This window comes from Aeromonas sp. SER, from assembly GCF_038739615.1.
Lineage (GTDB): Bacteria > Pseudomonadota > Gammaproteobacteria > Enterobacterales > Aeromonadaceae > Aeromonas > Aeromonas jandaei.
On the sequence record NZ_JBCGFC010000014.1, the window covers coordinates 106,784 to 131,961 of the forward strand.

Annotated in this window: 25 protein-coding genes; 15 read left to right on the plus strand and 10 right to left on the minus strand. The window is 57.8% G+C overall.

Annotation, left to right across the window (positions count from 1 at the left end; genetic code table 11):
• The first annotated feature begins 82 nt into the window (after window positions 1-82).
• The gene (locus AAHA41_RS18560) at window positions 83-664 is read left to right on the plus strand and encodes a YjaG family protein (RefSeq protein WP_323070889.1); all 582 of its coding nucleotides are present in this window, start codon (window positions 83-85) and stop codon (window positions 662-664) included.
• A gap of 46 nt (window positions 665-710) precedes the next feature.
• On the opposite strand, the gene AAHA41_RS18565 is transcribed toward AAHA41_RS18560, so the two are convergent.
• Complete coding sequence (locus tag AAHA41_RS18565; RefSeq protein WP_041209315.1) at window positions 711-1,190, minus strand: MarR family transcriptional regulator; 480 nt, start codon at window positions 1,188-1,190, stop codon at window positions 711-713.
• A gap of 158 nt (window positions 1,191-1,348) precedes the next feature.
• On the opposite strand from AAHA41_RS18565, the gene AAHA41_RS18570 reads away from it, so the two are divergent.
• Together AAHA41_RS18570 and AAHA41_RS18575 are read left to right on the plus strand one after the other, a co-directional pair.
• Window positions 1,349-1,876, plus strand: coding sequence for a hypothetical protein (locus AAHA41_RS18570; protein ID WP_323070890.1), 528 nt, complete (start codon window positions 1,349-1,351; stop codon window positions 1,874-1,876).
• A gap of 9 nt (window positions 1,877-1,885) precedes the next feature.
• The gene (locus tag AAHA41_RS18575) at window positions 1,886-3,484 is read left to right on the plus strand and encodes a BCCT family transporter (RefSeq protein ID WP_042032611.1); all 1,599 of its coding nucleotides are present in this window, start codon (window positions 1,886-1,888) and stop codon (window positions 3,482-3,484) included.
• Window positions 3,485-3,587: 103 nt separating this feature from the next.
• Here AAHA41_RS18575 and AAHA41_RS18580 read toward each other — a convergent pair whose 3' ends face one another.
• Window positions 3,588-4,826, minus strand: coding sequence for a multifunctional CCA addition/repair protein (locus AAHA41_RS18580; RefSeq protein WP_323070891.1), 1,239 nt, complete (start codon window positions 4,824-4,826; stop codon window positions 3,588-3,590).
• Between the two features lie 248 nt (window positions 4,827-5,074).
• On the opposite strand from AAHA41_RS18580, the gene mutY reads away from it, so the two are divergent.
• The 3 genes from mutY to mltC all read left to right on the plus strand — a co-directional run bounded on the left by mutY (window position 5,075) and on the right by mltC (window position 7,627).
• Window positions 5,075-6,127, plus strand: coding sequence for an A/G-specific adenine glycosylase (gene mutY / locus AAHA41_RS18585; protein WP_104016624.1), 1,053 nt, complete (start codon window positions 5,075-5,077; stop codon window positions 6,125-6,127).
• An 8-nt stretch (window positions 6,128-6,135) separates the two neighbouring features.
• Window positions 6,136-6,408 (plus strand): oxidative damage protection protein, encoded by a 273-nt coding sequence (locus tag AAHA41_RS18590; RefSeq protein ID WP_041209221.1) that lies wholly within the window; start codon window positions 6,136-6,138, stop codon window positions 6,406-6,408.
• 115 nt (window positions 6,409-6,523) lie between these two features.
• Complete coding sequence (gene mltC / locus AAHA41_RS18595) at window positions 6,524-7,627, plus strand: membrane-bound lytic murein transglycosylase MltC (protein WP_071912927.1); 1,104 nt, start codon at window positions 6,524-6,526, stop codon at window positions 7,625-7,627.
• 88 nt (window positions 7,628-7,715) lie between these two features.
• On the opposite strand, the gene AAHA41_RS18600 is transcribed toward mltC, so the two are convergent.
• Entirely contained in the window at window positions 7,716-8,102 is a 387-nt protein-coding gene (locus tag AAHA41_RS18600) for a NirD/YgiW/YdeI family stress tolerance protein (RefSeq protein WP_033115065.1), read from the minus strand.
• A gap of 337 nt (window positions 8,103-8,439) precedes the next feature.
• Here AAHA41_RS18600 and AAHA41_RS18605 point away from each other — a divergent pair, with 337 nt between their 5' ends.
• Complete coding sequence (locus AAHA41_RS18605; RefSeq protein WP_323070892.1) at window positions 8,440-9,462, plus strand: SGNH/GDSL hydrolase family protein; 1,023 nt, start codon at window positions 8,440-8,442, stop codon at window positions 9,460-9,462.
• A gap of 254 nt (window positions 9,463-9,716) precedes the next feature.
• The gene (ompA, locus tag AAHA41_RS18610) at window positions 9,717-10,760 is read left to right on the plus strand and encodes a porin OmpA (RefSeq protein WP_076495796.1); all 1,044 of its coding nucleotides are present in this window, start codon (window positions 9,717-9,719) and stop codon (window positions 10,758-10,760) included.
• Window positions 10,761-10,865: 105 nt separating this feature from the next.
• On the opposite strand, the gene AAHA41_RS18615 is transcribed toward ompA, so the two are convergent.
• Window positions 10,866-11,888, minus strand: coding sequence for a GGDEF domain-containing protein (locus AAHA41_RS18615; RefSeq protein ID WP_033115062.1), 1,023 nt, complete (start codon window positions 11,886-11,888; stop codon window positions 10,866-10,868).
• Between the two features lie 134 nt (window positions 11,889-12,022).
• Here AAHA41_RS18615 and rnr point away from each other — a divergent pair, with 134 nt between their 5' ends.
• From rnr to AAHA41_RS18635, 4 genes are read left to right on the plus strand one after another with little or no spacing between them, the layout of a single operon-like run.
• Window positions 12,023-14,422 carry a ribonuclease R gene (rnr, locus tag AAHA41_RS18620; RefSeq protein ID WP_041209218.1) on the plus strand — a complete coding sequence of 800 codons (2,400 nt, stop codon included), beginning with the start codon at window positions 12,023-12,025 and terminating at the stop codon, window positions 14,420-14,422.
• On the plus strand, window positions 14,419-15,168 hold the full coding sequence (gene rlmB, locus AAHA41_RS18625) for a 23S rRNA (guanosine(2251)-2'-O)-methyltransferase RlmB (protein WP_040067006.1): 750 nt from the start codon (window positions 14,419-14,421) through the stop codon (window positions 15,166-15,168). The genes rnr and rlmB overlap by 4 nt, the downstream gene beginning before the upstream one ends.
• Window positions 15,169-15,170: 2 nt before the next feature.
• Window positions 15,171-15,743, plus strand: a complete 573-nt coding sequence (locus AAHA41_RS18630; protein WP_108612042.1) for a Crp/Fnr family transcriptional regulator — start codon at window positions 15,171-15,173, stop codon at window positions 15,741-15,743.
• Between the two features lie 56 nt (window positions 15,744-15,799).
• Window positions 15,800-16,255 carry a GNAT family N-acetyltransferase gene (locus AAHA41_RS18635; protein ID WP_203132000.1) on the plus strand — a complete coding sequence of 152 codons (456 nt, stop codon included), beginning with the start codon at window positions 15,800-15,802 and terminating at the stop codon, window positions 16,253-16,255.
• Between the two features lie 284 nt (window positions 16,256-16,539).
• Here the strand turns inward: AAHA41_RS18635 and srmB are convergent, their stop codons facing one another.
• Window positions 16,540-17,763 carry an ATP-dependent RNA helicase SrmB gene (srmB, locus tag AAHA41_RS18640; protein ID WP_043849690.1) on the minus strand — a complete coding sequence of 408 codons (1,224 nt, stop codon included), beginning with the start codon at window positions 17,761-17,763 and terminating at the stop codon, window positions 16,540-16,542.
• Window positions 17,764-17,881: 118 nt separating this feature from the next.
• Here srmB and AAHA41_RS18645 point away from each other — a divergent pair, with 118 nt between their 5' ends.
• The 3 genes from AAHA41_RS18645 (at window position 17,882) to brnQ (AAHA41_RS18655) (ending at window position 21,747) form a co-directional block, all read left to right on the plus strand.
• Window positions 17,882-18,592, plus strand: a complete 711-nt coding sequence (locus AAHA41_RS18645) for a tRNA1(Val) (adenine(37)-N6)-methyltransferase (protein WP_323070893.1) — start codon at window positions 17,882-17,884, stop codon at window positions 18,590-18,592.
• A gap of 190 nt (window positions 18,593-18,782) precedes the next feature.
• Entirely contained in the window at window positions 18,783-20,090 is a 1,308-nt protein-coding gene (gene brnQ / locus AAHA41_RS18650; RefSeq protein ID WP_323070894.1) for a branched-chain amino acid transport system II carrier protein, read from the plus strand.
• 379 nt (window positions 20,091-20,469) lie between these two features.
• Window positions 20,470-21,747 (plus strand): branched-chain amino acid transport system II carrier protein, encoded by a 1,278-nt coding sequence (gene brnQ, locus AAHA41_RS18655; protein ID WP_323070898.1) that lies wholly within the window; start codon window positions 20,470-20,472, stop codon window positions 21,745-21,747.
• Window positions 21,748-21,825: 78 nt separating this feature from the next.
• Here brnQ (AAHA41_RS18655) and AAHA41_RS18660 read toward each other — a convergent pair whose 3' ends face one another.
• The 5 genes from AAHA41_RS18660 to AAHA41_RS18680 all read right to left on the minus strand — a co-directional run bounded on the left by AAHA41_RS18660 (window position 21,826) and on the right by AAHA41_RS18680 (window position 24,970).
• Window positions 21,826-22,056 carry a hypothetical protein gene (locus tag AAHA41_RS18660; RefSeq protein ID WP_041209212.1) on the minus strand — a complete coding sequence of 77 codons (231 nt, stop codon included), beginning with the start codon at window positions 22,054-22,056 and terminating at the stop codon, window positions 21,826-21,828.
• Window positions 22,057-22,061: 5 nt separating this feature from the next.
• Entirely contained in the window at window positions 22,062-22,523 is a 462-nt protein-coding gene (locus AAHA41_RS18665) for a chemotaxis protein CheX (RefSeq protein WP_033115052.1), read from the minus strand.
• A complete protein-coding gene (gene zur, locus AAHA41_RS18670; protein WP_041209211.1) occupies window positions 22,513-22,971 on the minus strand; it encodes a zinc uptake transcriptional repressor Zur in 459 nt (152 codons plus the stop codon). The genes AAHA41_RS18665 and zur overlap by 11 nt, the downstream gene beginning before the upstream one ends.
• Window positions 22,972-24,000: 1,029 nt before the next feature.
• Window positions 24,001-24,543 (minus strand): hypothetical protein, encoded by a 543-nt coding sequence (locus tag AAHA41_RS18675; protein WP_323070895.1) that lies wholly within the window; start codon window positions 24,541-24,543, stop codon window positions 24,001-24,003.
• Between the two features lie 10 nt (window positions 24,544-24,553).
• Entirely contained in the window at window positions 24,554-24,970 is a 417-nt protein-coding gene (locus tag AAHA41_RS18680) for a hypothetical protein (RefSeq protein WP_323070896.1), read from the minus strand.
• Between the last annotated feature and the right edge of the window lie 208 nt (window positions 24,971-25,178).

Genomic DNA, 25,178 nt, shown 5'->3' on the forward strand with positions numbered 1-25,178 from the left:
GCCGACCAGGGCGCTTTTTCGTTTTCGCAGCGCCCCTCGTGGGCTACAATCTGCCCCACATTTTGCAGAGGATCCGACTCCAGTGTTTGGTGACAAGTTTTATAAGCGACTGGCCGAGCTACAGCCTTGGCAACAGACCGTCTACACCCTGGCGCTGGCAGAGCGCATGTACCCCAACTATGCCCTGTTCAGTCAGGCCTCCGGCTTTGGCAATACAGAGGCCTTCCGGCATGCGCTGGATCAGATGTGGAACTACCTGACCGTCAAGGGTTCCCGGGTCAATCTGGGTGCTATTCTCGAAGAGTTCGAAGCCCATATTCCGGATCCCCGCAAGTTTGAATCCTACGGTGCCTATCCGGCACTGGATGCCTGCGTGGCGCTGGGCTGTGCCTACAACTCGGTGATCTGCCGTGTTGGGGAAGAGGCCAACGATGCCAGTCATGCCTCCGTCGGTACCGTTGCCGGTTTTATCGAGATGATGGAAGAGCGGGATCTGACCGAAGAGGAGCTCTACGAGCACGAATATATGGAAGCCGAGCTGGAGTTTCAGGTCGAGTTGCTCAAGCGAGTTGCCCATGAGCGCGACAGCGACCGCATTCTGGCCATCAAGGTCTTTGCCGCTCAGGATGGCGTTTCCAATATTGGTATCAGCCTGGAAGAGTAATCGCCGGTGCAAACCACTAAAAAAGCTCCCGTTTCGGGAGCTTTTTTTATGCCTGCTCGGCGGTCAGGGGGCTGACGCTCAGCACCGGGGCGGCATCTATCCCGTCGGCATTCATCATGGCGGAGATGCGCTGCAGGGAGGAGAGCAGCAGGGTCTGTTCCCAGGTTTCAAGGGATTGAAAACGCTGGATAAAGCTCTCTTGCAGTGGTGTCGGCGCCTCGGCCAGCAGGGCGCGTCCGGCATCGGTCAGGGTCGCGTGTACCTTGCGCTTGTCGGTCTCGCTGCGAACGCGCTGTACCAGCTGACGGCTCTCGAGGCGATCCATGATGGTGGTGGCGGTGGCCTGACTCATGTTGGTGTGGTCGGCCAGCTGACGCATGGAGATCTGGCCCAGCTCATCAATCCCTTTGAGCAGCAAGAGTTGTGGCGAGGTGAGACCCGCCTCCTTGATCAAGCGCTTGGAGTGCATGTCGATGGCACGAATGATCTGGCGCAGCGCTACCAGCACTTCATCATGTTTTTCCATGGTGTCGGAGTAGGAAGTCGGGTTGAAAGGGGGAAAATTCTGCTCCCGGTAGATAAAAAGGTCAATATAGTTATCACTCAAATGGTTTATGTTCAAATTAATTTTGTGTTAGTTTAGCCCCTCTTTGCGCTGTTTAACCTGACAAGAGAGGAGTAAACATGACCAATGAACTGGATATCAAGACCCTGGTCAGCGGCCTGAAAGTCGTGCGGGTTCGCTATGAACTGCCTGATACGTCAGCCTTTGTTCGCTATCAGCCCACCTATGATGAAGACCCGAACAACCTCAAGGTTCACCACTACGACGGCGAACTGCCGCTCTCCTGTAGCGAGACGGGTACTTTCAACCTAAAGGAGTTGGTGAACGAATTGCGCTACGCCTATGTGCTGGTGCACCTCTTTCCTGACGAAAGCGCCATGCAGTTCTATCTGACCGGCCTCGATACCGGATTGGCCCAGCTGGAGTTCATCGGCGGTTCCTACGACTTCAACCGGCTCTGGATCACCAGCGGTATCTCCAATCTGGGCGTGCCCATGGCCATCTTCCTCGGCAAACGCCACGCCGTGAACGGTCAGCCCTCGGTCACCCTGGTGGATCACCGTGAACAAGCGGCAGGCAAGCTGGTCTATCGCGCCATCGGTGGTGCCGGTGATCACGTGGGCGAAGAGTTTTTCAACAACGACTAAGGAGGCTGGATGAGAGCAAGCAAAGGGCTATTTAAAGGCCTCAACCCCACCATGGCCATGACGGCGTTGACCGTTATCACCCTGTTTCTGCTGTTCGGGGTCTTTGTCCCCGAGACGGCCGCCAGCTGGTTTGTCGGGGCCAAGGATCAGATTATTGCCGGGTTTAAGTGGTACTACATTCTGGTGGTCGCCCTGTTCCTGTTCTTCGCCGTCTACCTGATGTTCAGCCGTTTCGGCAACATCCGGCTGGGCGACGACGACCAGGTACCGGAGTTCGGCTACTTCGCCTGGTTCTCCATGCTGTTTAGCGCGGGCATGGGGATCGGGCTGGTGTTCTGGAGCATCGCCGAGCCGATGAACCACCTGCAGGGCAACCCTTTTATTACCGAAGGGATGACCCCGGAGGCGGCCCAGATCGCCATGCGCCTCACCTTTTTCCACTGGGGCCTCCATCCATGGGCAATCTATGTGATCGTCGGCTTGTCGCTCGCCTTCTTCAGCTATCGGCGCAAGCTGCCACTGGCCATTCGTTCCGTGCTCTATCCGCTGCTCGGCGATCGCATCTACGGCTTCTGGGGCCACGCCGCTGACGTGCTGGCGGTGTTCGGCACCGTGTTCGGGGTGGCGACCTCCCTTGGACTGGGGGTCTCCCAGATGAATACCGGCCTCAACCAGATGTTTGGCATGGAAGTATCGCAGACGAACCAACTCTGGCTTATCGGTGGTATCAGCCTGATCGCCACCCTCTCGGCGGTCTCCGGGGTCGGGCGCGGGGTGAAGATCCTCTCCGAACTCAATATCTGGTTGAGCGTGTTCGTGCTCGCGCTCTTTCTGGTGCTGGGGCCGACCACCTATATCCTCAACGCCTATGTGCAGAACATCGGTGATTACCTGCAGAACATCGTCAAGCTGAGCTTCTGGACCAACACCGAAGCCAATGGCACCTCGGCCTGGCAGTCGAGCTGGACGGCGTTTTACTGGGGCTGGTGGATTGCCTGGGCGCCGTTTGTCGGCATGTTTATCGCCCGCATCTCCAAGGGGCGTACCATCCGTGAATTCGTGCTCGGCGTGCTGTTGGTGCCTTCGTTGCTCGGCATGTTCTGGCTCACCGTGTTTGGCGGTACGGCAATGAATCTGGAGTTGTTTGGCGGCGGCGGCGTGGTCGCGGCGGTCAATCAGGATGTGACGCTGGCGCTCTACAAGACGGTCGAGCTGCTGCACTGGGAGACCTTCGGCTGGATTGCCAAGGGCGTGCTGACCCTGCTTATCTGCACCTACTTCATTACCTCCAGTGACTCGGGCACGCTGGTGATTACGACCCTGCTCTCCATCGGTGATCAGGATCCTCCGGTGCCCCACCGCGCGCTCTGGGGGCTGGGCCAGGGGCTGGTCGCTGCGATTTTACTGGTCTCCGGCGGTCTTGCCGCCCTGCAGGCGGCCAGCATCATAGCCGCGCTGCCCTTCTCGGTGATCATGCTGGCGATGTGCTATTCGCTGATGCTGGGGCTCAAACAGGAGAGCCAGCGCCAGTTCGAGTATCGTCAGAACCTCAAGCGCCACGATGGCTCATCCCATATGAGCTTGCTCGAGCGCATCGGCCCGGCGTAAACCGCCAGTCTGAACACTGCTTGATGACAAAACGGCCGTACTGGTGAGGTCTCCTGCGGGAGCCTTGTCAGTACGGCCGTCTGTATTTGCGCCGGGGCAGGGGTTACTCCTCGATAAAGGTCCACTCATCCTTGATGCGGCTGATGGCATCGGTCCGCTTTTTGGCGAGCAGCTCCTTGATCTCTTCCCCCTTGTAACCGGCAGCCACTATCTCTTTGACCGGCACTGCCTGGGCGGCTGCCAACGCTTCGGCTACGTAGTCCGGCTCGGCGTAGACCCTCTCCTCGAAACCGGTGCGGCCATGGAAGTCGGCGCGGCAGGCATCCAGCAGCTGGGCAAAGCGCTCGGGGCGGCGCCAGGCATCTGCCTTGTCGAACACCTTGAGCAGGGTAGCGGGCTTGAGTTCAAAGGCGATGTGGATGTGGGTGTGCAGATCGCTCACCAGCAGCGCCAGATCCCGGCACTCGTTGGGTACCCGGAACCGTTCGCACAGGGCGCGAATGAGCGGCAGCCCCTTCTGGCCGTGACCGTGATGGCTTGGCCAGAACTCCTTGGGGGTTACTCCCTTGCCAAGGTCGTGGCAGAGGGCGGCAAAGCGGACGGTCAATTCCGGGGAGATCCGGCACGCCTGCTCCAGTACCATCAGGGTGTGGATGCCGGTGTCGATCTCCGGGTGCCACTTGGCCGGGGCGGGGACGCCAAACAGCGCATCAATCTCTGGGAAGAGCGCCTTGAGGGCGCCGCACTGGCGCAGCACCTCGATAAAGATCTGCGGGGTCGGCCCCAGCAGCACTTTTTCCAGCTCCTTCCAGACCCGCTCCGGCGTGAGGTGGGCCAGCTCGCCAGCGGCCGTCATCTCGCTCATCAGGGCGAGGGTTTCCGGCGCGATGGTAAAGCCCTGAGCGTGGAAGCGGGCGGCGAAGCGGGCGACCCGCAGGATGCGCAACGGATCTTCGGCAAAGGCGGGGGATACGTGGCGTAGCAGCCGCTTTTCCAAATCCTCGATGCCACCGTAGGGATCGTGGATCTCTCCCTGTTCATCTTCGGCGATGGCGTTGATGGTGAGATCCCGGCGCAGCAGATCCTGCTCGAGCGTCACATCGGGGGCTGCGTGGCAGACAAAGCCGGTGTAGCCCTGACCCTGCTTGCGTTCGGTACGGGCGAGGGCATACTCCTGCTGGGTTTTGGGGTGAAGAAACACGGGAAAGTCGCGACCGACCTGGGTAAAGCCCAGCGCCAGCATCTGCTCCACAGTGGCGCCGACCACCAGATAATCCCTGTCGCCCTGCGGCAATCCCAGCAGGCGATCCCGTACTGCGCCCCCAACCAGATAAGTCTGCAAACCATCTCTCCCGTCAACAATCGTGGGGCCGAGTATATCGTCTTTGTTACTGCATTGCTGCCCGACCGTGACCGGGAAAATGTGGGGTAATCGAGTGTGGCAGCAGGGCTTTGACTTGGGCGTGACGAGGCCTTACCCTGCCGCACCAGACGGCTGGCTCTGTATTGCGCAATGGCCTTACTAACGAACAGCCAAAATGAGCCGAAGGAACCGCAGAGTTCCCTATATATCAACGACATGAGAACAACGTGAATCAATCAACCTTCGCAAGCCGGGTTCTGGAGTGGTATGAGCTTCATGGCCGCAAGAGCCTGCCCTGGCAGCAGGAGAAGACTCCTTACCGGGTCTGGGTTTCGGAGATCATGCTGCAGCAGACCCAGGTCGCTACCGTGATCCCCTATTACCAGCGTTTTATGGCGCGCTTCCCCGATGTGGTGGCGCTGGCCGATGCCCCCGTGGACGAGGTGCTGCATCACTGGACCGGATTGGGCTACTACGCCCGGGCCCGCAACCTGCACAAGGCGGCCCAGCAGATCCGCGATCATCACCACGGCCTCTTTCCCGAGCGCTTTGACGAGGTGATGGCGCTGCCGGGCATTGGTCGCTCAACCGCCGGGGCCGTGCTGTCGCTCTCTCTCGGTCAGCCTCACGCCATCCTTGATGGCAATGTGAAGCGGGTACTCACCCGCTGGCTGGCGCTGCCGGGCTGGCCCGGCCAGAAGCAGGTTGAGAACGAGCTGTGGGAGATCGCTATCCGGCTCACTCCCAAGCTGGGCGTGGCGCAATACAATCAGGCGATGATGGATATCGGGGCAACGATCTGCACTCGCAGCAAGCCTGCCTGTGAACGTTGCCCGGTGCGGGCCGATTGCCAGGGGCTGTCGCAAGGCAACCCGACAGCCTACCCCAACAGCAAGCCGAAGAAGAGCATTCCGGCACGGGATGGCATCATGCTGCTGATCCGCCATGGCGACGAACTGCTGCTGGAGAAGCGGCCGCCGCAGGGGATCTGGGGTGGGCTCTACTGCTTCCCGCAGGTCGCCTCGCTGGCGGAGGTGGAGGGTCTGCTGACGTCCCTTGGCCTGAGTCATCACGGTTATCGGGAACTGGCCGGTTTTCGCCATACATTCAGTCACTTCCACCTCGATATCCAGCCGCTGCTGATCGAGATTGAGGCTGCGCCAGCGCTGCGCCTCATGGAAGCAGATAACCGACTCTGGTATAACTTACGCCATCCTGCCGAGGTGGGGCTGGCGGCCGCCACGGCCCGTCTGCTCGCCTATCCGGAGCTACAACCATAGAGGTCAACATGAGCCGTACTGTATTTTGCCAACGCCTGAAAAAAGAGGGCCCGGGCCTGGATTTTCAACTCTACCCGGGTGAACTCGGCAAGCGGATTTTTGACAACATCAGCAAGGAAGCCTGGGCCGAGTGGCAGAAGAAGCAGGTGATGCTGATCAACGAAAAAAAGCTCAATATGATGAATCTTGAGCATCGTCAATTGCTGGAAAAAGAGATGGTCAGCTACCTGTTTGAAGCGGGTGAAGTGCAGATCGAGGGTTATACCCCTCCCAGCCAGTAAGCCATCGAGCTGTAGTACCTGTGAGCGGGGAGTGGAGCCAAAGGTGGTCAGCCTCCCCTTGTTTACTCGCGGCATATGAATGATGGGCGGCACTGCCGCCCTGTTTGAGGATCCTATGGGCCGAATTTTCTGGCTGCTGTGCACCCTGCTGTTTCTCTCTGCCTGTTCATCTTCTCCCAAGCCCAGCGGGAATGAGGATGACGATCTCGTCAACGGCAAGGACATCCGCGGCTTTGAACACATGATCAGTGCGCTCTCCCATAACGTGAACGAAATATGGGGGCGAGAGGCGCTGTTTGCGGGCAAGTATGACTACGTCAAATACACGGATCAGTACAAGAGCCGTGCCCACATCGACTTCTCCAGCGGCCATATCATGGTCGAGACGGTATCTGGCATAGATCCCCGTGCTCACCTGCGTCGTGCCATTGTCGAGACCCTGCTGACACCGGACGATCCGGCCGAAGTGGATCTTTACTCCGACCGGGAGATCATGCCCGGTGGCGAGCCTTTCCTTTATGGCCAGGTGGTGGACAATCAGCGTCAGCCCATTCGGGCATCCTGGCGTGCCGAACGTTACGCCGACTACCTGCTCAACACGGCGATGAAGAAGCGCACCCTTGGTATTCGCACCATCTTCTTCGTCGATATCCCCATGGTGGCCAACCACGAAGACAGACGGGGCTACAAGTACGCCAGCCTGATCCGTGAAGCCTCCCGCAAATACGGGGTCTCTGAAAGTCTGATCTATGCGGTGATCAAGACCGAGAGCAGCTTCAACCCCTATGCGGTGAGCCATGCCAATGCTTATGGCCTGATGCAGGTCATTCCGGCGACGGCTGGGCGCGACGTCTATGTGCGGGTCAAGGGCAAGAGCGGTCAACCGACCCGGGAAGACCTGTTCAATCCGGCCTACAACATCGATGTCGGGACTGCCTATCTGCATCTGCTGCAGACCGTCTATCTGTCGGATATTCAGGATCCCCAATCCCGTCGCTATGCGGTGATCTCCGCCTATAACGGTGGGGCTGGCGGGGTGCTCAACACCTTCTCAAGCGATCGCAAGGCGGCTCCCAGCATGATCAACCAGCTCTCACCCGAGGCGGTGTATCAGGTGCTGACCGAGCAGCATCCCAAGGCAGAAGCTCGTCGCTATCTCTACAAGGTCAATCAGGCCGAGAAGGGGTTCAAGCGAACATTTGCCAGCCGTTCCGGTTAACGGGTCGCAGCGGCAGAACGGAAAATGAAAAAGGGCGCTTTCAACAGCGCCCTTTTTTACGTCTGGTCAGTCAAGGATCATTCCGGCCTTACTTGGCGATGAAGCCGCCTTTAGCCTTGGGCGCCGCGCCCACTTTCTCCAGACTTTCCACATCAAGCTCGGTCTTGTTCCAGCTGTGGTCCACTTCGCCACGGATGCGGATCAGGTCGTCCGGCCCTACCTCGGTGCCGCGCCATACCTTCTCGTCTACCTCGACCTCTACTTCACCGCTCTCGTCGCGGAACAGGTAGTTTTCACCGCCGAGGTGTTTGACCAGCTTGCCCTCCAGCGTGGCCCAGCTGTCATCGGCCAGATCCTTGAGTTGCGCCACGGAGACCTTGTTCTGTTCCATCGGGCCCGTGTAGGCCGCCATGGCGAAAGAGGATACGGACATCAGGGTCAACATTCCGATAATGGCTGCGCTTGCTTTGTTCATTTCATGCTCCTGTCGTTGGGATGGGGGCATTGTGCGGAGGGGGGCGTGAAACAAGCGTGAAAGCATCCGTTTTATTTGCGAGAAGGGGATAGAGCACAAAAAGTACGCGCTTTTTCCGACTGTGGCAGCAGCCGAAATGGGGTGAAAATGGAATAAGAGAACGCCTGTTTTGTGAGCGCAATCGATTCTATTGCGCGAAAGAGTAGGTGAAGGTTTAGCCAGCTCGTTAATCTGTCGTCTTGATCAGGCGTCAGTGGAGATCTGCTTCTTCCCAAAGAGATCTTCGTTCGAGGAAAGCGAGCAAGGGTAACCCTTGCCGAACAATGAGAATAACAATATGAAAAAGTGGCTTGTTTGTTTATTGGGGTTGATGGCATTGACCGTTCAGGCGGTCGAGCGTCCTGCCTTTTCCCGTATCGTGATGTTTGGCGACAGCCTCTCCGATACCGGCAAAATGTACCAGAAGATGAAAGGGTATCTCCCCTCCAGTCCCCCCTATTTCAAGGGGCGTTTCAGTAATGGGCCAGTCTGGCTGGAAGTGTTGCAACAAGAGCATTTTCCGGGGCTCAAGCTGGCCAACGAGGCTGAAGGCGGTGCAACTGCGGTGGCCTATAACCACCTTGGCCCCCTGAATGGCTGGCTTGGTTTCTGGTCCTGGGATCCCAAGTATCAGGTGATCAACAACCTGGAGTACGAGATCAAACAGTTCCTGAAAAAAGACAAGTTCCGCCCCGATGATCTGGTGGTGATTTGGGTGGGGGCCAACGACTATCTGGCCTATGGCTGGAACAAGGAGAAGGATGCAGATCGGGTGGTAGCCACCATTCAGGCGGCAGCGAATAATCTGGTTTTAAATGGCGCCAAACAGATACTTCTGTTCAACATTCCGGATCTGGGGCAGACCCCGTCGGCTCACAGCATGAAGGTGGTCGACAAGGTACGCCATGTAGCCAAATACCATAACCAGCGGTTGCAGGCGCTCACCAACGAGCTTGCCCCTCTTGGCATCGTGAAGCTGTTCGAAGTCGACAAGCAGTTTGACGAGATGGTGCGCGACCCGCAGCAGTTCGGGCTCAGTGATATCGAACATGCCTGCTACGGCGGTGGCTATGTCTGGAAGCCCTTTGCCAAGATGCCGAAAGCGGTGGCGCTGACGCTGCCGGAGCAGCTTGCCATTGCGAGCAACCCGATCCTGGCACAGGCTGTGGTCAGCCCCGAGTTGATGCGGGCGGCCATGACAGCCAATTGCGAGGGCAACATGTTCTGGGATCAGGTACACCCGACTCGTACCGTGCATAAAGTTCTGGGTCAGCGTGTGGCCGATTTTATCGAGCAGAACTACGAGTTCATCCGTCAGTAACAACCCTTCCGGGCCGGCGACAGGCTGGCCCGTTTCCCCGCAGAATGATGCATTCATCCCTTTCTTGGTCAAATAACAGACATTTGTTGCTGTTTTTGTGGTGTCATTGAGTTAAAGTGTTATTTGTTAATTGATATCAGGCACTTGAAAATAGGCTAACGTTGATATGCTGCGATCGTGTTTGTGCGATTGCGCCTATAAGACGAGGTGATATCAATCAACCTCCTCCTACATAAAGTTGCAGAGGCTAAGACATGAAAAAATCATTGATTACCTTACTGGTTACCGGTTTGCTCGCTGCCAACGCACAGGCGGCCGGTCAGGACAACACCTGGTATGGCGGTGCCAAACTGGGCTGGTCCAACTTCTATGGCATTGATGAAAGCAACGCTTTTACTCTTGGCAATGAGACCAATGATGCTCTGGGCGCCGGTGTGTTTGGCGGCTATCAGGTTAACAAGAATCTGGGTGTTGAGCTGGGTTATGACTATCTGGGCAAGTACAAGTTTGATGCCGTAGAGAAATCAACCGGCACAGCATTTAACGACTCCGTGAAGGCGCAACTGGCGCAACTGACCCTGAAGTTGGGCTTCCCGGTGACCGAGAGCCTGGACCTCTACGGCCGTGTAGGTGGTGGCTATGGCTGGGCTGACAACAGCGGCGAGGGAAGCGACAGCCGCTTTGTTGTCGTAGGTGCGCTGGGTGCTGAATATGCCTTCAACCGCGACTGGGCTGCTCGCCTCGAGTATCAATACTCCACTCCGTATGGCAGCCGTGACGACACCGGTCTGCGTATGGACAACGGCCTGCTCTCGCTGGGCGCAGTCTATCGCTTCGGTCAGGTTGCTCCCGTGGTTGCCGCACCGGCACCTGCGCCGGCACCCGCTCCCGAGCCTGTTATTGTCGAGAAGCAGTTCACCCTGAGCTCCGACGTGCTGTTTGACTTCAACAAGGCAACGCTGAAGCCGAAAGCCAGCGAGGCTCTGGACAACCTCTACAGCCAGATTGAGTCTGCGCGTCCGAAGGATGGCGTCGCCACCGTGATTGGTTACACCGACCGCATTGGCTCTGACTCCTACAACCAGAAGCTCTCCGAGCAGCGTGCCCAGACTGTTGCCAACTATCTGGTTGGCAAAGGGATCCCGGCCAGCAAGGTCAATGTGGAAGGGCGTGGCAAGGCTTCCCCGGTTACCGGCGACAGCTGTGTCAGCAAGTCCAAGCGCGAGCTGATCGTCTGCCTGGCTCCGGATCGCCGTGTCGAAGTGAAAGTGGAAGGGGTCACAGAGGCCCAGCAGTAATCGTCTGACCGATGCCGCCCGGCGGCATCGGTAAGAGATGAAGAAAAGCCAGTCAGTGATCTGACTGGCTTTTCTATTGGGGAAGATCCGGCAATTCGACGTCTCTCAGGAGGGAAGTGGCATGACCCGGTTACGGCCAAGCTCTTTGGCCTTGTAGAGCAGCTTGTCGGTTCGTTCGACCAGACAGTCGGCACTCTCCTGACCGTTGAACTCGCCCACGCCGAACGAGGCGGTGATGTGATCGATACGTCGGCCTGACTTGCGATCCAGAATCGACATCCGCTCGATGGCGCGGCGCATGCTCTCTGCCATCTGTCGGGTCAGAGCGAGATTGCGATGGGGCACCAGCATGGCGAACTCTTCGCCACCCAGCCGATAGGCGGTCACGCCCTCCTTGCAGGCATCGCGCAGTCGTTTGCTGAAGGCACGCAGTACCTGATCGCCAAGCAGGTGACCATATTCGTCGTTGAAGTTCTTGAAGCGGTCGATGTCGGCGAGGATCAGCGAGAAGGGCTGCTGGCTGCGGATCAGGCTCTCCAGTTCAAGGTCAAAGGCACGCCGGTTTAGCAGGCTGGTGAGGGCATCCTCGTTGGCCAGTTTGCGGGTCTCGTTGAGTGCCGCCCGCAGCTCCTTGATCTCTTTTTCGGCATTGCTGAGCTGGTTGCGAAAGTGCATGGTCGACATACGCACATCCCGCGATTCGCGCACCAGATCCCGCAGGATCCCCATGGTGTCTTCCAGACTGAAACCCTCGTCGTCGATACGGCTCAGCTTGTCAAAACTCTTGTCGAGCATCTCCTGAAACATGCCGGTATCCGAGATGGCATCCTGCATGGAGTGGCCCAGCTCGTTGGCCATGGCGGCGAGGTTGAGCTTCATTGCCTCCATCTGCTTCTCGTCCTGAGCCGCCAGATATTGGTGGTAGAGGCGCTCGCAGGTGGTGAGGGAGCAGGTGCCCTGCAGCTTGACCGCCTGATCGATCGCCTGATTGAGCTCGGGCATGCTGGCCGCAACGTAGTTGTACCAGAGGTGATAGTTATCCGGCGTCGTGGGGATCTGGTACTTGATCATCAGGGGGACTGCCTGCTTGAGATAGGCGGCAGATTGGGCAAATGTGTCCTTACTCATGAGTTCTGTGTCTCATCATGCCAGCGAACTGAAGATAGTATGACAGAGAGATTGGCCAAAAGGCAGCCGATGGATGCCATTCGCCCCCCCCTCCGATATAATGGCACCGTTACCACCTACCCTAAGGCCTGCTTATGTCTCAAAAAGATCCTTTCCTCGAACGCGAGGCCGAAAAATACGAGAATCCCATCGCCAGTCGCGAGATGATCCTCGACCTCATCAAGGGCCACGAAAAACCCATGTCACGGGAAGAGCTGGCCAAGGTTCTCAAGCTGACCGATGAAGAGCCACTGGAAGCCCTGCGTCGCCGTCTGCGTGCCATGGAGCGCGATGGACAGCTGGTCTTCACGCGCAACCAGTGTTATGCCCTGCCGGATCGCCTGAATCTGGTGAAAGGCTATGTACTCGGCCACAAGGATGGCTTCGGTTTCCTGCGTCCCGAGGGTGGTGGCCCGGATCTGTTCCTCAACAACCGCGAAATGCAGCGTCTAATGCACGGCGACTATGCGCTGGTGCAGCCGACTGAAATCGACCGCAAGGGACGCCAGGAGGCGCGTCTGGTGCGTCTGCTCAAATCCCGCGAGGCGGATATTGTCGGCCGTTACTTCGTCGAGAACGGCGTCGGTTTCGTGGTGCCTGACGACAGCCGCATCGGTCAGGACATCATCATCCCGGAAGGGGAGAACAAGGGGGCTCGCCAGAGCCAGGTCGTGGTTGTGCGCATCAACCAGCGCGCCACTGCGCGCTTCAACGCGGTCGGTACCGTGCTGGAGGTGCTGGGTGAGAACATGGCGCCCGGCATGGAGATCGAAATCGCCCTGCGTACCCACGGCATTCCGCATACCTGGCCGGAAGAGGTGACCAAAGAGGTCGCCGGTCTCGGCGAGCAGGTGCCGGAGAAGGCCAAAGAGGGCCGTATCGACCTGCGTGCCCTGCCGCTGGTCACCATCGACGGGGAAGATGCCCGTGACTTCGATGACGCCGTATTCTGTGAAGCCAAGCGTGGTGGCGGCTGGCGCCTGTGGGTTGCCATTGCCGACGTATCTGCCTACGTGAAGCCGGGCACCGCCCTCGACACTGAAGCCTATCAGCGCGGCAACTCGGTCTACTTCCCCGAGTTCGTGGTGCCCATGTTGCCGGAGGTGCTCTCCAACGGTCTCTGCTCGCTCAACCCGCAGGTTGACCGCCTCTGTATGGTGTGCGAGATGACCATCTCCGCCTCTGGCCGCATGTCCGGCTACAAGTTCTACGAAGCGGTGATGAACTCTCACGCCCGTCTGACCTACACCAAGGTGGCGGCGATCCTTGACGGGGATCCCAAGCTGCGTCAGCAGTATGACCCGCTGGTGGGCCATATCGAGGAGCTCAACAACCTTTACAAGGCGCTCAAACAGGCTCGTCATCAGCGCGGCGCGGTGGAGTTCGAGAGCGAGGAGACTCGCTTCATCTTCAACGCCCAGCGCAAGATCGACCGCATCGTGCCGCTGGTGCGCAACGACGCCCACAAGATCATCGAAGAGTGCATGATCCAGGCGAACGTGGCTGCCGCTCGCTACATCGAGAAGAACGAAGCCGCCGCCCTGTTCCGGGTGCACGACCGTCCGGGCGAAGAGCGTCTGACCGGTTTCCGTGACTTCCTGGCTGAACTGGGTCTGGAGCTCAAGGGCGGTCTCGAGCCCGAGCCGAAGGATTTCGCCGAGCTGGCTGCCAAGTTTGAAGGGCGCCCGGATGCGGAGCTGCTCTCCACCATGCTGTTGCGCTCCATGCGTCAGGCCATCTATCAGGCCGACAACATAGGTCACTTCGGTCTGGCCCTGAAGTCCTACGCCCACTTCACCTCGCCGATCCGTCGTTACCCCGATCTCATCCTGCACCGCGCGATCAAGTATCAGACCGCCAAGGAGCAGCAGGCCAACCTGCGCCACAAGTGGACCCCGAGCGGTGGTTACCACTACCAGCTGGAAGAAGTGGACCCGATGGGCGAGCACTGCTCCATGACCGAGCGCCGTGCCGACGATGCCACTCGCGATGTGGCCGACTGGCTCAAGTGCGAGTACATGCTGGATCACGTGGGTGACGAGTTCGACGGCGTTATCGCCAGCGTCACCGGCTTTGGCTTCTTCGTGCGTCTGGCCGAGATCCACATCGACGGTCTGGTGCACGTCAGCACCCTCACCAACGACTACTACCAGTTCGACCCGTTGCACCAGCAGCTGATCGGCGAGAACTTCCGCCGTCGCTACCGTCTGGGCGACAAGGTGCGGGTCAAGGTGATGGGCGTCAATCTGGACGATCGCAAGATCGACTTCGTGATGGTGGAAGAGCCCCTCAAGATCACCGGCAAGAACGCCAAGCAGGCAGTTCGCAAGATGGCCGAGATCAAGAAGGAGAAGGCCAAGAGCGCCGAGCGCCACGAAAAGCGCAAAGAGAAAGATGGCAAGGAGAGCGGCAAACCCGCCAAGGGTGGCCGTGCCAAACCCAGCAACAGACGACCGGGCAAAAAAGCTCGCGATAAGGCCAAGAGCACTAAATGAGTACTGAACTGATCTACGGCATTCACGCTGTCACCGCGCTGCTGGAGCGCACCCCGGAGCGCTTTATCGAAGTGTGGGCGCTGAAAGGGCGGGATGACGACCGGCTGCAACCCCTGCTGGCCGAGCTGGAGTCCCTCGGCTTGCGGGTGCAGAGCGTGAACCGCAAGACCCTTGATGACAAAGCGGAAGGCAACAATCACCAGGGCATCATGGCCCGGGTGAAAGAGGCGCCGAAGCTGGCCGAGCACGATCTGGCCAGCCTGCTGGACGAGCTGGCGGCACAACAGAGCCAGCCCTTCCTGCTGGTGCTGGATGGCGTGACTGACCCGCACAACCTCGGCGCCTGCCTGCGCAGCGCCGATGCCGCCGGGGTGCACGCGGTGATTGTGCCGCGCGACAAGGCCACCGGCCTGACCCCGATTGTGCGCAAGGTCGCCTGTGGCGCCGCCGAAGTGGTGCCGCTGATCCAGGTCACCAACCTGGCCCGCACCCTGCGCGAGCTGCAGGAGCGCGGCGTCTGGATCGTCGGCACCGCTGGCGAGGCCGATCACGACCTCTATCAGGCCAAACTGACCGGCCCGATGGCGCTGGTGATGGGGGCTGAAGGTAAGGGCATGCGCCGTCTGACTCGCGAGCACTGCGACGAGCTGGTGAGCATCCCGATGGCGGGGGCGGTATCCAGCCTCAACGTCTCGGTGGCAACCGGCGTCTGCCTGTTTGAAGCCGTGCGTCAGCGCCGTGCTTGATCATGCTGACTGACAGACCCCCCTTCGATTGGGCGCAGGTCGCAGATAAAGAGGAGGCCGCGCGCCTCCTCTCTTTTGCCCGCCCGCTGACTCTCAGCCCGAAAAGCTGCCTCTGGCACGCCGGCGACAGCCCGGATCTGCTGGTCAGGGTGGAGCAGGGGCTGCTGCGGGCCAAGCTGGTGCTGGAGGATGGCCGCGAGTACATCAAGGAGTTCTACTGGGAGGGGGACGAGTTTCTCGACTTCCACCACCTGCTCAGTGGCGAGCCGGCCCGCTACAGCGTGGAGGCGCTGGAGCCCTGCCGTTTGCAGCTGTTCAGTCTGGCCGACTTGCGCCAGTTGCCCGGCTGGCCGCGCTGGTACCAGCACCTGTTGGAGGTACAGCTGCGCATCAAGGAGGAGAAGGAGCAGTTGCTGCTGACCGGCAGCCCGCAGGCGCGCTATCAGCACTTTCTCGACAGCTTTCCCGCGCTCGATGCCAGAGTGCCCGACCACCAGATCGCCGCCTATCTCGGCATTACTCCCATCAGCCTTAGTCGCATTCGCAAGCGACTGAAAGAACTTAACAAAGGTTAATGCAGGGGGCGGGCGCCACGATTATGCTGGCAGGCCGAACTGATAAGGAGTTGCCGATGAACTGGATCCTGAAACCCTGGTCTGAACTGACCACTGACGAGTTGTATGAGTTGCTGGCGCTGCGGGCCGAGGTGTTCGTGGTGGAGCAGACCTGCCCCTTTCAGGATTTGGACGGGCTCGATCGCCGCGAGGGGGTCTGGCACCTGCTCGGCTATCAGGGCGATCTGCTGGCCGCCTATGCGCGGATCATGGCGCCCGGCATCGGCGACGAGAGCGGCGCCGCCATCGGTCGGGTGGTGACCTCGCCCAAGGCGCGTGGCGGTGGTCTTGGTCATAAGCTGATCAGCGAAGCGGTCAAGGCGTGCGAGGCGCGCTGGCCGACCCACAGCATCTGGCTGGGGGCGCAGGCCCATCTGCAGGGCTTCTACGGCCAGCACGGTTTTGTGGCCGAGGGGGAGGGGTATGTCGAGGACGATATCCCCCATATCGGCATGCGCAAGACGGTGGCCTGACAGGCCGGCAGCATTCGCGTGATTCGTTGCCCGGATCGGGCGATGGCCCGGCAGGGGGTCTGGCGGGCAGATTCATGCTCAAATGACCGGATGAGGTTCACTATAAGTTTTGGTTAGGTCATTTCCCTAAAACCCATAAATTAAATTTATAGTGAGCCGTTCTGGCTGCAAATCGCCCTGCAACGGCGGTGGCGAGCCCGGAGCAATACAGCTCCGATTTGCCAGATAGACAGAATGCAGAAGGGCCATCTCGCGGGATGGCCCTTCTCTTTATCGCCAGGCGATCACTTCTTCTTTTTCTTCTTGGCGGACTTCTTCTTGTCGACCGGCTTTTTCTTCTTCACCGGCACCCGCGCCTCTTTATGTTTGGGGCGCAGCTCGTCGATCACCCGGCGCTTGAGGCGCTCTTCGGTGTAGCGCTCGATCTTGGCGACCATCGCCATGTCGTGGGCTTCCACCAGGCTGATGGCGCAGCCACGGTTGCCGGCGCGGCCGGTACGGCCGATCCGGTGGACGTAGACATCGGCGCCGTAGGGCATGTCGTAGTTGATGACATGGCTGACGTTCGGCAGGTCGATGCCGCGGGCGGCGACGTCGGTGGCGATCAGGAAGGGCACTTCACCTTCGTGGAACTTGCGGATCGACTCGATACGCTTGCTCTGCTCCATCTCGCCGCGGATCCAGGCGCAGGAGATGCCTGCCGCCTGCAGCTGGCCGGAGAGCTCCGCCAGACGCTCGCGGGTCTTGACGAAGATGATCGCCTTCTGGGTTTCCGGGTTTTTCAGGATGTGGGTCAGCAGCGCCAGCTTGTGGGCGGCGTCATCGGCCAGATGGATCCACTGGGTGATGGGGCGACGCTCGCTGCGCGGCGGCTCGGCGTGCAGCTCCACCGGGTCTTTGAGGATTTCGCTGGCGAACTTCTCGAGGCCGGCCCCTTCCAGGGTGGCGGAGAAGAGCATGGTGTGCTTGCGGTAGCGCGCCTCTTCTACGATGCGGTTCACATCCTTGATGAAGCCCATGTCCAGCATGCGATCCGCTTCGTCCAGCACCAGCACCTCGATGTCGTGGCTCTCGAACTCCTCTTTCTCGATGTACTCGAGCAGACGGCCCGGGGTGGCGACCACGATGTCGGTGGTTTTGGTCAGGGCAGGCAGCTGCTCTTCATGGCTGACGCCGCCGATGATGGTCTCGATGCTGAGGTTGGTGTGGGCCGCCAGCGCCTTGGCGTGGGCAGTCACCTGCAGCGCCAGCTCGCGGGTCGGGGTCAGGATCAGCATGCGGCAGGGGCCCGGCTTGCGGCGCGGGAAGTCCAGCAGGTGCTGAAGTGCCGGCAGCAGGAAAGAGGCGGTCTTGCCGGTACCGGTCGGAGCGGATGCCAGAATATCGCGGCCGTCCAGGGCTGGCTCCAGTACCATCTGCTGGATGGTAGTGGGGCGGGTGAATCCCATCTCGGCCAAAGCCCGGTTGAGGGCAGGGTGCAGGTCGAAATCATCAAAGGACTGGCTCATGGCAATACTCGGTCATTAAGGAAACGGCAGATTATAGGCGATTATCTCGTCGGCTCCTATGGCGAGTGTGGCTTAGTCGCTATAATCGCCAACCATTTTTGCAGATGACGGGGGCCAGATGGGGCGTAGTCGCGGTTTTACCTTCAAACAGTTCCATATCAATCACGATCGCTGCGCCATGAAGGTGGGCACCGACGGCATCCTGCTCGGTGCCTGGGCCCCGGTCGAACAGGCGCGCCGGGTGCTCGATATCGGCTCCGGCAGCGGCCTCATCGCCCTGATGCTGGCCCAGCGCAGCAGATCTGACTGCCATATCGACGGGGTGGAGCTGGATAGTGATGCAGTGATCCAGGCCAGAGAGAACGTCGCCGCCTCCCCCTGGGCCGATCGCGTGACCATCACCGAAAGCGCGGTGCAGGAGTATCAGGCCGACCCTTACGATCTGATTGTCTCCAACCCCCCTTACTTCGTGGCAGGCCAGTCATTTAGCGATCCGGCGCGGGCGATGGCCCGCCATACCGGTGCCCTCGACAGCCATGCACTGCTTGCTGCCTGCGACCGACTGCTGGCCCCGAATGGCGAGGTGGCATTGGTGCTGCCGACGGCCATGGCTGATGAAATTTCATTCATCTCGGCGGATTATGATCTGCATGGCATTTGTTATACAGCTGTTATCACCAGAGAGGGTAAAGAGGCAAATCGTGTTTTATTGCGACTTGGCAGAGGATTAAACAGGTGTGAAAGGGGGGATATTGTGATCCATTCTGCTGATGGAGCCTATTCCGACAGATATATCCAACTGACCAGCCCCTTCTATTTGAAGATGTAAATTTCGTCTTGAACTATTTTTTCATGCCATTATGCTGGTTCCAGATCGAGCACCCGCTCCAGACCAGCCAAAACCACTGGTCGCGATGAAAAATCAAGCGGGGCTCTTTTTTTTACCCATATGAACAAACTGGTCAATGACCTATAAAAACTATAACAAGCAATAATTTACAAGACAGACGAGGTTGAACTTGAAGAAATCACTCACGTTGTCCGACGTACTCGGATTGGGGTTCATGACCTTCGCCTTCTACCTGGGCGCCGGTAACATCATCTTCCCGCCGCTCGCTGGTTACATGGCTGGCGAACACCTCTCTCTGGCGATGCTGGGTTTTCTGGTTACCGCTGTGGGCCTGCCGCTCATCACCATCATTGCCGTCGCCAAGGCCGGTAACGGCTGGGCCGGCATGACCAAACTGCTGCCTGCGGGCGTGGCCACTGCGCTGGCGGTTGCCATCTACATCATCATCGGCCCGGCCTTTGCGGCTCCCCGTACCGGTCTGGTGGCCTACGAGATGGGCCTCAAGCCTTTTATCGGTGACATGGGTCAGGCGGGTCTGGCTGCCTACACTGTGCTCTTCTTCGGGGTGGCCGTGCTGGTCTCCATGAACCAGGGCAAGCTGATGGACGCCATCGGCAAATACCTGACTCCGGTGCTGATGGTGCTGCTGCTGACCCTGGCGATCGGGGTATTCGTGGCGCCGCAGGGCACCATGCCGGAATCTGCCGGTGACTATCAGAACAGCCCGTTTGTGAAAGGGATCCTGGAAGGCTACAACACCATGGATACCCTGGCTTCCCTGATGTTCGGTGCCCTGATCGTCGACCTGCTGCGCCAGAAAGGGATCCATGACTACCAGAGCCAGTTCAAGTATCTGGCCATCGCCGGCCTGATCTCTGCCATCGGCCTCTCCGTGGTCTACATCTCTCTGTTCGAGCTGGGCAACACTGCCGCTGGCGTGGCGACCGACATCAGCAATGGTGGCGCCATCGTTAACGCCTATGTGCTGAGCCTGTTTGGTCAGCCGGGTCAGTTCATTCTGGCTGCCATCATTACTCTGGCTTGTTTCACTACTGCCGTGGGTCTGATCTCCGCCTGCTCCGACTTCTTCCACAATCTGACCGGCATGGCTTACAAGAAGCTGGTCGTGCTGCTGGGCGTTATCTGCGCCGTGGTGGCCAACGTGGGTCTGAGCCAGCTCATCAGCCTCTCCATTCCGGTGCTGGTTGCCATCTATCCGGTTGCCGTGGCGCTGGTGCTGGTCACCTTCCTGAAGGGGTACTTCGGTCGCCCGCGTCTGGTGTTCCGCGCCGTGCTGGTGGTGGCTTTCCTGTTCGGTTGCCTGGATGGTCTGGGTGCTGCCGGCATGAAGATGGATGCGTTTGCCTTCCTGCCGCTGTTTGACAAGGGCCTTGCCTGGTTGATGCCGACCCTGCTGGCTTGTGTGGTTGGGATGGTGGTTCGCCCGGCCGAGAAGCTGGCCGCCGAAGCTGCCTGATAGCTTCCCTCTCTCTGAACAAAGAGCCTGCCTTGTGCAGGCTCTTTTGTTTGTTGAGCCCTGCACTGCTGCTGAATGCTTTCCCGCTTCCTTTCTCTCTCCCGCGCTTCAGCTCCTTCCCCACCCTGGTCATTCAGCGATTAATTCTGGCCAAGCAAATTGTTTCAAGATATTAATGTGTGATTGAGATCAAATATCTCTTCTTTATGCTCAGGATGGCGCTCCTCATCCGATTGTCGGGGAGAGCGGGAAGCGAGCATATGGTTGTCAGGTTATCTGCCAGGCAGTGGGTGTAATCAACAAGAACAAGCTGATAAGGCAGATGAGGTTGGGTTTGACGAAATCATTGAAGTTGTCCGACGTATTCGGATTGGGGTTTATGACGTTCGCCTTCTATCTGGGGGCAGGCAATATCATTTTTCCGCCGCTGGCCGGTTTTATGGCCGGTGAGCATCTGGTCGCCGCCATGTGCGGTTTTCTGCTGACGGCGGTGGGGCTGCCGCTGATCACCCTGATTGCGGTGGCCAAGGGGAGCTCCGGGCGTGGTGCCGGTGGCTGGACCGAGCTGACCCGCTACCTGCCGGCAGGGGTCGCCACTGCGCTGGCCATCGCCATCTACATCATCATGGGGCCCGCGTTTGCCATTCCCCGCACCGGTCTGGTTGCCTACGAGATGGGGCTCAAGCCGTGGCTCGGCGATGCCGGTCATGGGGGGCTGCTGCTCTATACCCTGAGCTTCTTTGCGCTGGTGATCCTGGTGGCGCTCGATCGCGGCAAGCTGCTCGATGCGGTCGGCAAGTACCTGACGCCGGCCCTGATGGTGATGCTGCTCATTCTGGCTGTCGGGGTCTTTTTGGCGCCGCAAGGCACCATGCCCGATGCCAGCGGTGAGTACATAGACGCAGCCCTGACCAAGGGGATGCTGGAGGGGTACAACACCATGGATACCCTGGCCTCCCTGATGTTTGGTGCCCTGATCATCGGCCTGCTGCGCCAGAAGGGGATTGAGGATTATCGCAGCCAGTTCAAATATCTGACCATCGCGGGGTTGATCTCGGCGGTCGGGTTGTCGGCGGTGTATGTCTCGCTCTTTCATCTGGGCAACAGCGCTGAAGGGGTGGCGAGCGATATCAGCAATGGCGGCACCATTGTCAATGCCTATGTGCTGAGCCTGTTTGGTCAGCCGGGTCAGTTCATTCTGGCGGCGATTATCACGTTGGCCTGCTTTACCAGCGCGGTCGGCCTGCTCTGTGCCGGTGCCGACTACTTCCACGGTCTGACTGGCTGGGCCTATCGCAACTGGGTCATGCTGCTGGGGGCGCTCTGTGCGCTGGTGGCCAATGTGGGGCTGAGCGAGTTGATTGGCCTCTCCATTCCGGTGCTGGTGGCCATCTATCCGGTCGCCATCGCGCTGGTGCTGGTCACCTTCCTCAAGGGCTATTTTGGTCGCCCGCGTCTGGCGTTCCGCTGCGTGCTGGCGGTGGCCTTCCTGTTTGGCTGTCTCGATGGGCTGGGGGCTGCCGGCATGAAGATGGAGGCGTTTGCCTTCCTGCCGCTGTTTGACAAGGGGCTCGCCTGGCTGATGCCAACCCTGCTGGCCTGTTTGCTTGGCATGCTGGTGCGGCCGGTCGGCGATCTGGCTGCCGAGGCAGCGTAAACAGGTGATTTACCCGTCCGCATAACAAAAGAGGCCAGCAGATGCTGGCCTCTTGGTATTGGTCTTCGAGCAGACGAACTAGATGCGCGGGCCTTCCGGCTTGGGCTTGCCATCCAGACCATACCAGTGGGTCTGAACGCGCCCGGCATGCCATTCGAAGGTGCCCCACGGCGCTTTGGCTTGCCAGCGGGGGAAGTTGATGACTACCCGATTGTCTTCGTATTTGTAGAGAGAGGTGCTGATCTGGATATCAGAGAGGATCAGCAGCAACGCCCAGCAGATAAAGAACCATTTCAAGGCAGTCCACATCGTGACTACTCGAAGCAGATTTCGATGGTGGCACGACCAAAATCAGATTCGAAAGGCATCATGATCTTGGTGCCATCGGCACGGTGAGTGATGGTGTGGTTGGGGCCGGAGACGATAACCGGAGTGGCCATGTCAAACTCGTAGCCCTTCTCGCCCAGCATCCGCTTGGCACCACCGGTCACCATGTTGGTGATTTCACCGACCATGTCGGTCACCTCTTCATTGATGGTGGCAGGAGCTTCCCCCAGCATGCGGCGCATGATCTCCAGCGCCAGCCCTTTTTCGAAGCTGATGGAGAGGGAGCCACGGGTCTGTGGGCCGACCATGCCGATCAGACCTGAGACATCGCCGCGAGCCAGCTCGTCCATCTTGCGTTTCGGTTTGCCCGGTTTGAGTTCCAGCTGTGCCATGGTGGAGAGCACATTGAGCAGAGAGAGCAGGAACGGATTTACAAAATCAGCCTTCATGATGACTTCCTACAGTGGGCGTACAGCGAGCACATTGGCCATGTGCCTCTATCGTCTTATTGGTAATAGTAAAACCATGCAGATGGGCCTGCTCGGAAAACGCGCTATCGATCGCCGTGTCGTGCAGCTCAACCACCTCGCCGCAGTCATCGCAGATGAGCAGCTGCATCGGGTGAGCGTGATCGAAGTGGCAGCAGAAGATAAATGCGTTCAGCGATTCCACCTTGTGGGCAAAGCCCTGTTCGAGCAGAAAATCGAGTGCCCGGTAGACGGTTGGCGGTTTGGCGTTGGCTTCCGTTTGCTGCAGTTGAGCCAACAAATCATAGGCGCTGATGGCGTTGCCATGTGCCGCCAGCAGGCGAAATACCTGACGTCGGGTCGGGGTGAAGCGGATCCCTCGCTGTACACAGAGTCGCTCGGCTCGTTGTAAAAGTTGGTCTTGATTCATGATCGCGCAATTGCCCTTTCTATTAGCTGGATACTATCACAGGGCCTCGCATGGCGCGGCGACAAAATTCATTTTCTGGGGCTGCTTCACGTTGTGATAAATCCTCAATTATCTCTAGGCTTTTTCTTCGCGTTGTTGCCTAAATCGATACGGTGTGAAGGGAGCTTACGTAGAACGTGGTGATCCACCCTCTCCCTCTTTCAAGTCAGTATCATAGGTAAATCGTTTTCCCTACAAAAAGGCCTTATATAACAAGCTTCTGTTAACCATGGTTCACTCACCTCAAGGATTGATGTCGAGGCTGTGGGCAGCTGGTTTCACCGCGACCATAATGTGCGGCTCGGCTCCCTGTTCGAACTGATGAATGCTCTGCTTATATCTATGTCAGCCAGCGGGCCTTAGCCTATCGACAACCTGGCATGGGATATCTTTCCGACCCGGTTAGCGATTCAACTGGCCTTAAGGTATTTGGTGAGAGCAAGTGGAAGGCCAGAAACACGGTGCCGAGAAGCGGCGAGCCTGACGCAAGTTACATCTGGCAGTAGATAGCGCGACTAACAATATCGTGGGCTGTGTCGTTGGAAAATGTCCATGATGCGAGGTGCTACAGCCCTTGCTCAATCCATTGCTGCGTAAGCTGGGCACCACTTATGCGAATGGGGGCTATGACCGTAAAGCCAGTCAAAGGGGTGGCTCACATAATCCCACCTCGTAAGAGATTGGGATTATGGAAGCTGCCCTCCCCAGAAATGAGACTGTGCAGACGATACACCAGTACAGCTTGGCGTACTGGAAAAAAGTATCGAGATAACACCATCGTTCGTTGGCAGAAACAGGGATATCTTGGCTCAAGCAGTTAATGGCTGGAATTTTTCTCAACGAAAACCTAACGCTCAGGAAGGAGAAGTGATAGCGATAAACAAGCTGAACATCCTTGTCCTGACTATAAGCTGTCGCTTGGTGCTGGGGCAGTCATAACCTTGCTAGCGTATTTAGGAAACAGAATCGATGAGAACGCTAAACTATATATTAATTGTTAGAAATACATACAACATAATTCCCCACGCCGAGAAATACATCGCTTATCGTGGAACCATGTGCAAGAGTGACGTTGTAGTAGTGAGAACGCACGAAGTTACTAGGTGTGCGTGACCAATAAGGTTTCTCTGTGTTCCAGTTTAATACTGTGCTTATTGTATTATTTGGATAGACTTTATAGAGTTCTAGTAGTTGCTGTTCGGTGGGCAAAATCCAATTATCGATATCGTCGCTGATTAGCTCTTGACAATACTTGTCTGCCTTAAACTGCTCCATTAGTGAATATTGGGGAGCCGAGAAGGTGCCGATACCAGGCACTGTGATCGTTCTCTGGGGGCCATCTTCCTCAATAGAGTGCACTGCACTAACTCTATCTACTTGGCTTGTTAATATGGGGAACATATCGGCAGTGATAATGACTTCCCTTGCAACTGGTTTTTGGATGCTTTTTTCAGCCATTTCAGAAGTGATAGCCCTTGGTGTTGTACTACCAAGCATAGTGATCAGGAGTGGTAAGTAGTGGAGTGATGACATAAATATCTTTTTATATTGTGGTATTTTGTATAACTATATTTTTCAGGGTTTTGCTTTTGAATTTTGATATTTTCACCTTCCTATATGCAAAGCCAATTATACAAAAGGTCGCTAGTGAAAAATTCAATGAAATGTTTGGGGATGATGTCAATAAGATTGAGTTAACCAAGCCGATGGCGATTAGTGGTTCATTGAGATGTTTTATTAGGTTGAACTTTAGCATGGCTCGGTTTACATTCTTTGCTGGAACTAGGTCTGCAACGATATACATGCCTGTTGCTACGCTCTCTTGATACATCTTGATAATTTTTCTCTCATCTTGGGGGGCCATATTTTGTTTTGCATAAAGTGTCTCTCCGTCGGCTTTGGCAAGAATAAAGAATAGATTCTTTTCTTTTTTGTTAAGTGCTGCTGTCAACTTGTTCATCTGCTGGGTGTTTTAGGTAAAGTGGGGTGCGCTTAAGGTTGCAGAGTGAAAAAGATGGCGCCTTGTTGGGGACTGGCGCCATCGGCGTTTTTCAAGATAGTTGTCGCGTAACCCTGTTTTAAGCCGCTTGTTTTTCTTCTGGTTCTGACCGCTCTGGGTTCAGCATCACGGCTCCTATCGGTGTCCAGTTTCGTGTGTTCCCACTCCA

Bases quoted from the DNA above. Each gene is read 5' to 3' on its own strand.
- ompA (WP_076495796.1), top strand. From the start codon at position 9,717: ATGAAAAAATCATTGATTACCTTACTGGTTACCGGTTTGCTCGCTGCC.
- AAHA41_RS18605 (WP_323070892.1), top strand. From the start codon at position 8,440: ATGAAAAAGTGGCTTGTTTGTTTATTGGGGTTGATGGCATTGACCGTT.
- AAHA41_RS18675 (WP_323070895.1), bottom strand. From the start codon at position 24,543: ATGTCATCACTCCACTACTTACCACTCCTGATCACTATGCTTGGTAGT.
- AAHA41_RS18570 (WP_323070890.1), top strand. From the start codon at position 1,349: ATGACCAATGAACTGGATATCAAGACCCTGGTCAGCGGCCTGAAAGTC.
- AAHA41_RS18590 (WP_041209221.1), top strand. From the start codon at position 6,136: ATGAGCCGTACTGTATTTTGCCAACGCCTGAAAAAAGAGGGCCCGGGC.
- rnr (WP_041209218.1), top strand. From the start codon at position 12,023: ATGTCTCAAAAAGATCCTTTCCTCGAACGCGAGGCCGAAAAATACGAG.
- AAHA41_RS18615 (WP_033115062.1), bottom strand. From the start codon at position 11,888: ATGAGTAAGGACACATTTGCCCAATCTGCCGCCTATCTCAAGCAGGCA.
- brnQ (WP_323070898.1), top strand. From the start codon at position 20,470: ATGACGTTCGCCTTCTATCTGGGGGCAGGCAATATCATTTTTCCGCCG.
- AAHA41_RS18680 (WP_323070896.1), bottom strand. From the start codon at position 24,970: ATGAACAAGTTGACAGCAGCACTTAACAAAAAAGAAAAGAATCTATTC.
- AAHA41_RS18635 (WP_203132000.1), top strand. From the start codon at position 15,800: ATGAACTGGATCCTGAAACCCTGGTCTGAACTGACCACTGACGAGTTG.
- AAHA41_RS18575 (WP_042032611.1), top strand. From the start codon at position 1,886: ATGAGAGCAAGCAAAGGGCTATTTAAAGGCCTCAACCCCACCATGGCC.
- AAHA41_RS18660 (WP_041209212.1), bottom strand. From the start codon at position 22,056: ATGTGGACTGCCTTGAAATGGTTCTTTATCTGCTGGGCGTTGCTGCTG.
- AAHA41_RS18665 (WP_033115052.1), bottom strand. From the start codon at position 22,523: ATGAAGGCTGATTTTGTAAATCCGTTCCTGCTCTCTCTGCTCAATGTG.
- mltC (WP_071912927.1), top strand. From the start codon at position 6,524: ATGGGCCGAATTTTCTGGCTGCTGTGCACCCTGCTGTTTCTCTCTGCC.
- zur (WP_041209211.1), bottom strand. From the start codon at position 22,971: ATGAATCAAGACCAACTTTTACAACGAGCCGAGCGACTCTGTGTACAG.
- rlmB (WP_040067006.1), top strand. From the start codon at position 14,419: ATGAGTACTGAACTGATCTACGGCATTCACGCTGTCACCGCGCTGCTG.
- srmB (WP_043849690.1), bottom strand. From the start codon at position 17,763: ATGAGCCAGTCCTTTGATGATTTCGACCTGCACCCTGCCCTCAACCGG.
- AAHA41_RS18565 (WP_041209315.1), bottom strand. From the start codon at position 1,190: ATGGAAAAACATGATGAAGTGCTGGTAGCGCTGCGCCAGATCATTCGT.
- AAHA41_RS18645 (WP_323070893.1), top strand. From the start codon at position 17,882: ATGGGGCGTAGTCGCGGTTTTACCTTCAAACAGTTCCATATCAATCAC.
- AAHA41_RS18630 (WP_108612042.1), top strand. From the start codon at position 15,171: ATGCTGACTGACAGACCCCCCTTCGATTGGGCGCAGGTCGCAGATAAA.
- AAHA41_RS18600 (WP_033115065.1), bottom strand. From the start codon at position 8,102: ATGAACAAAGCAAGCGCAGCCATTATCGGAATGTTGACCCTGATGTCC.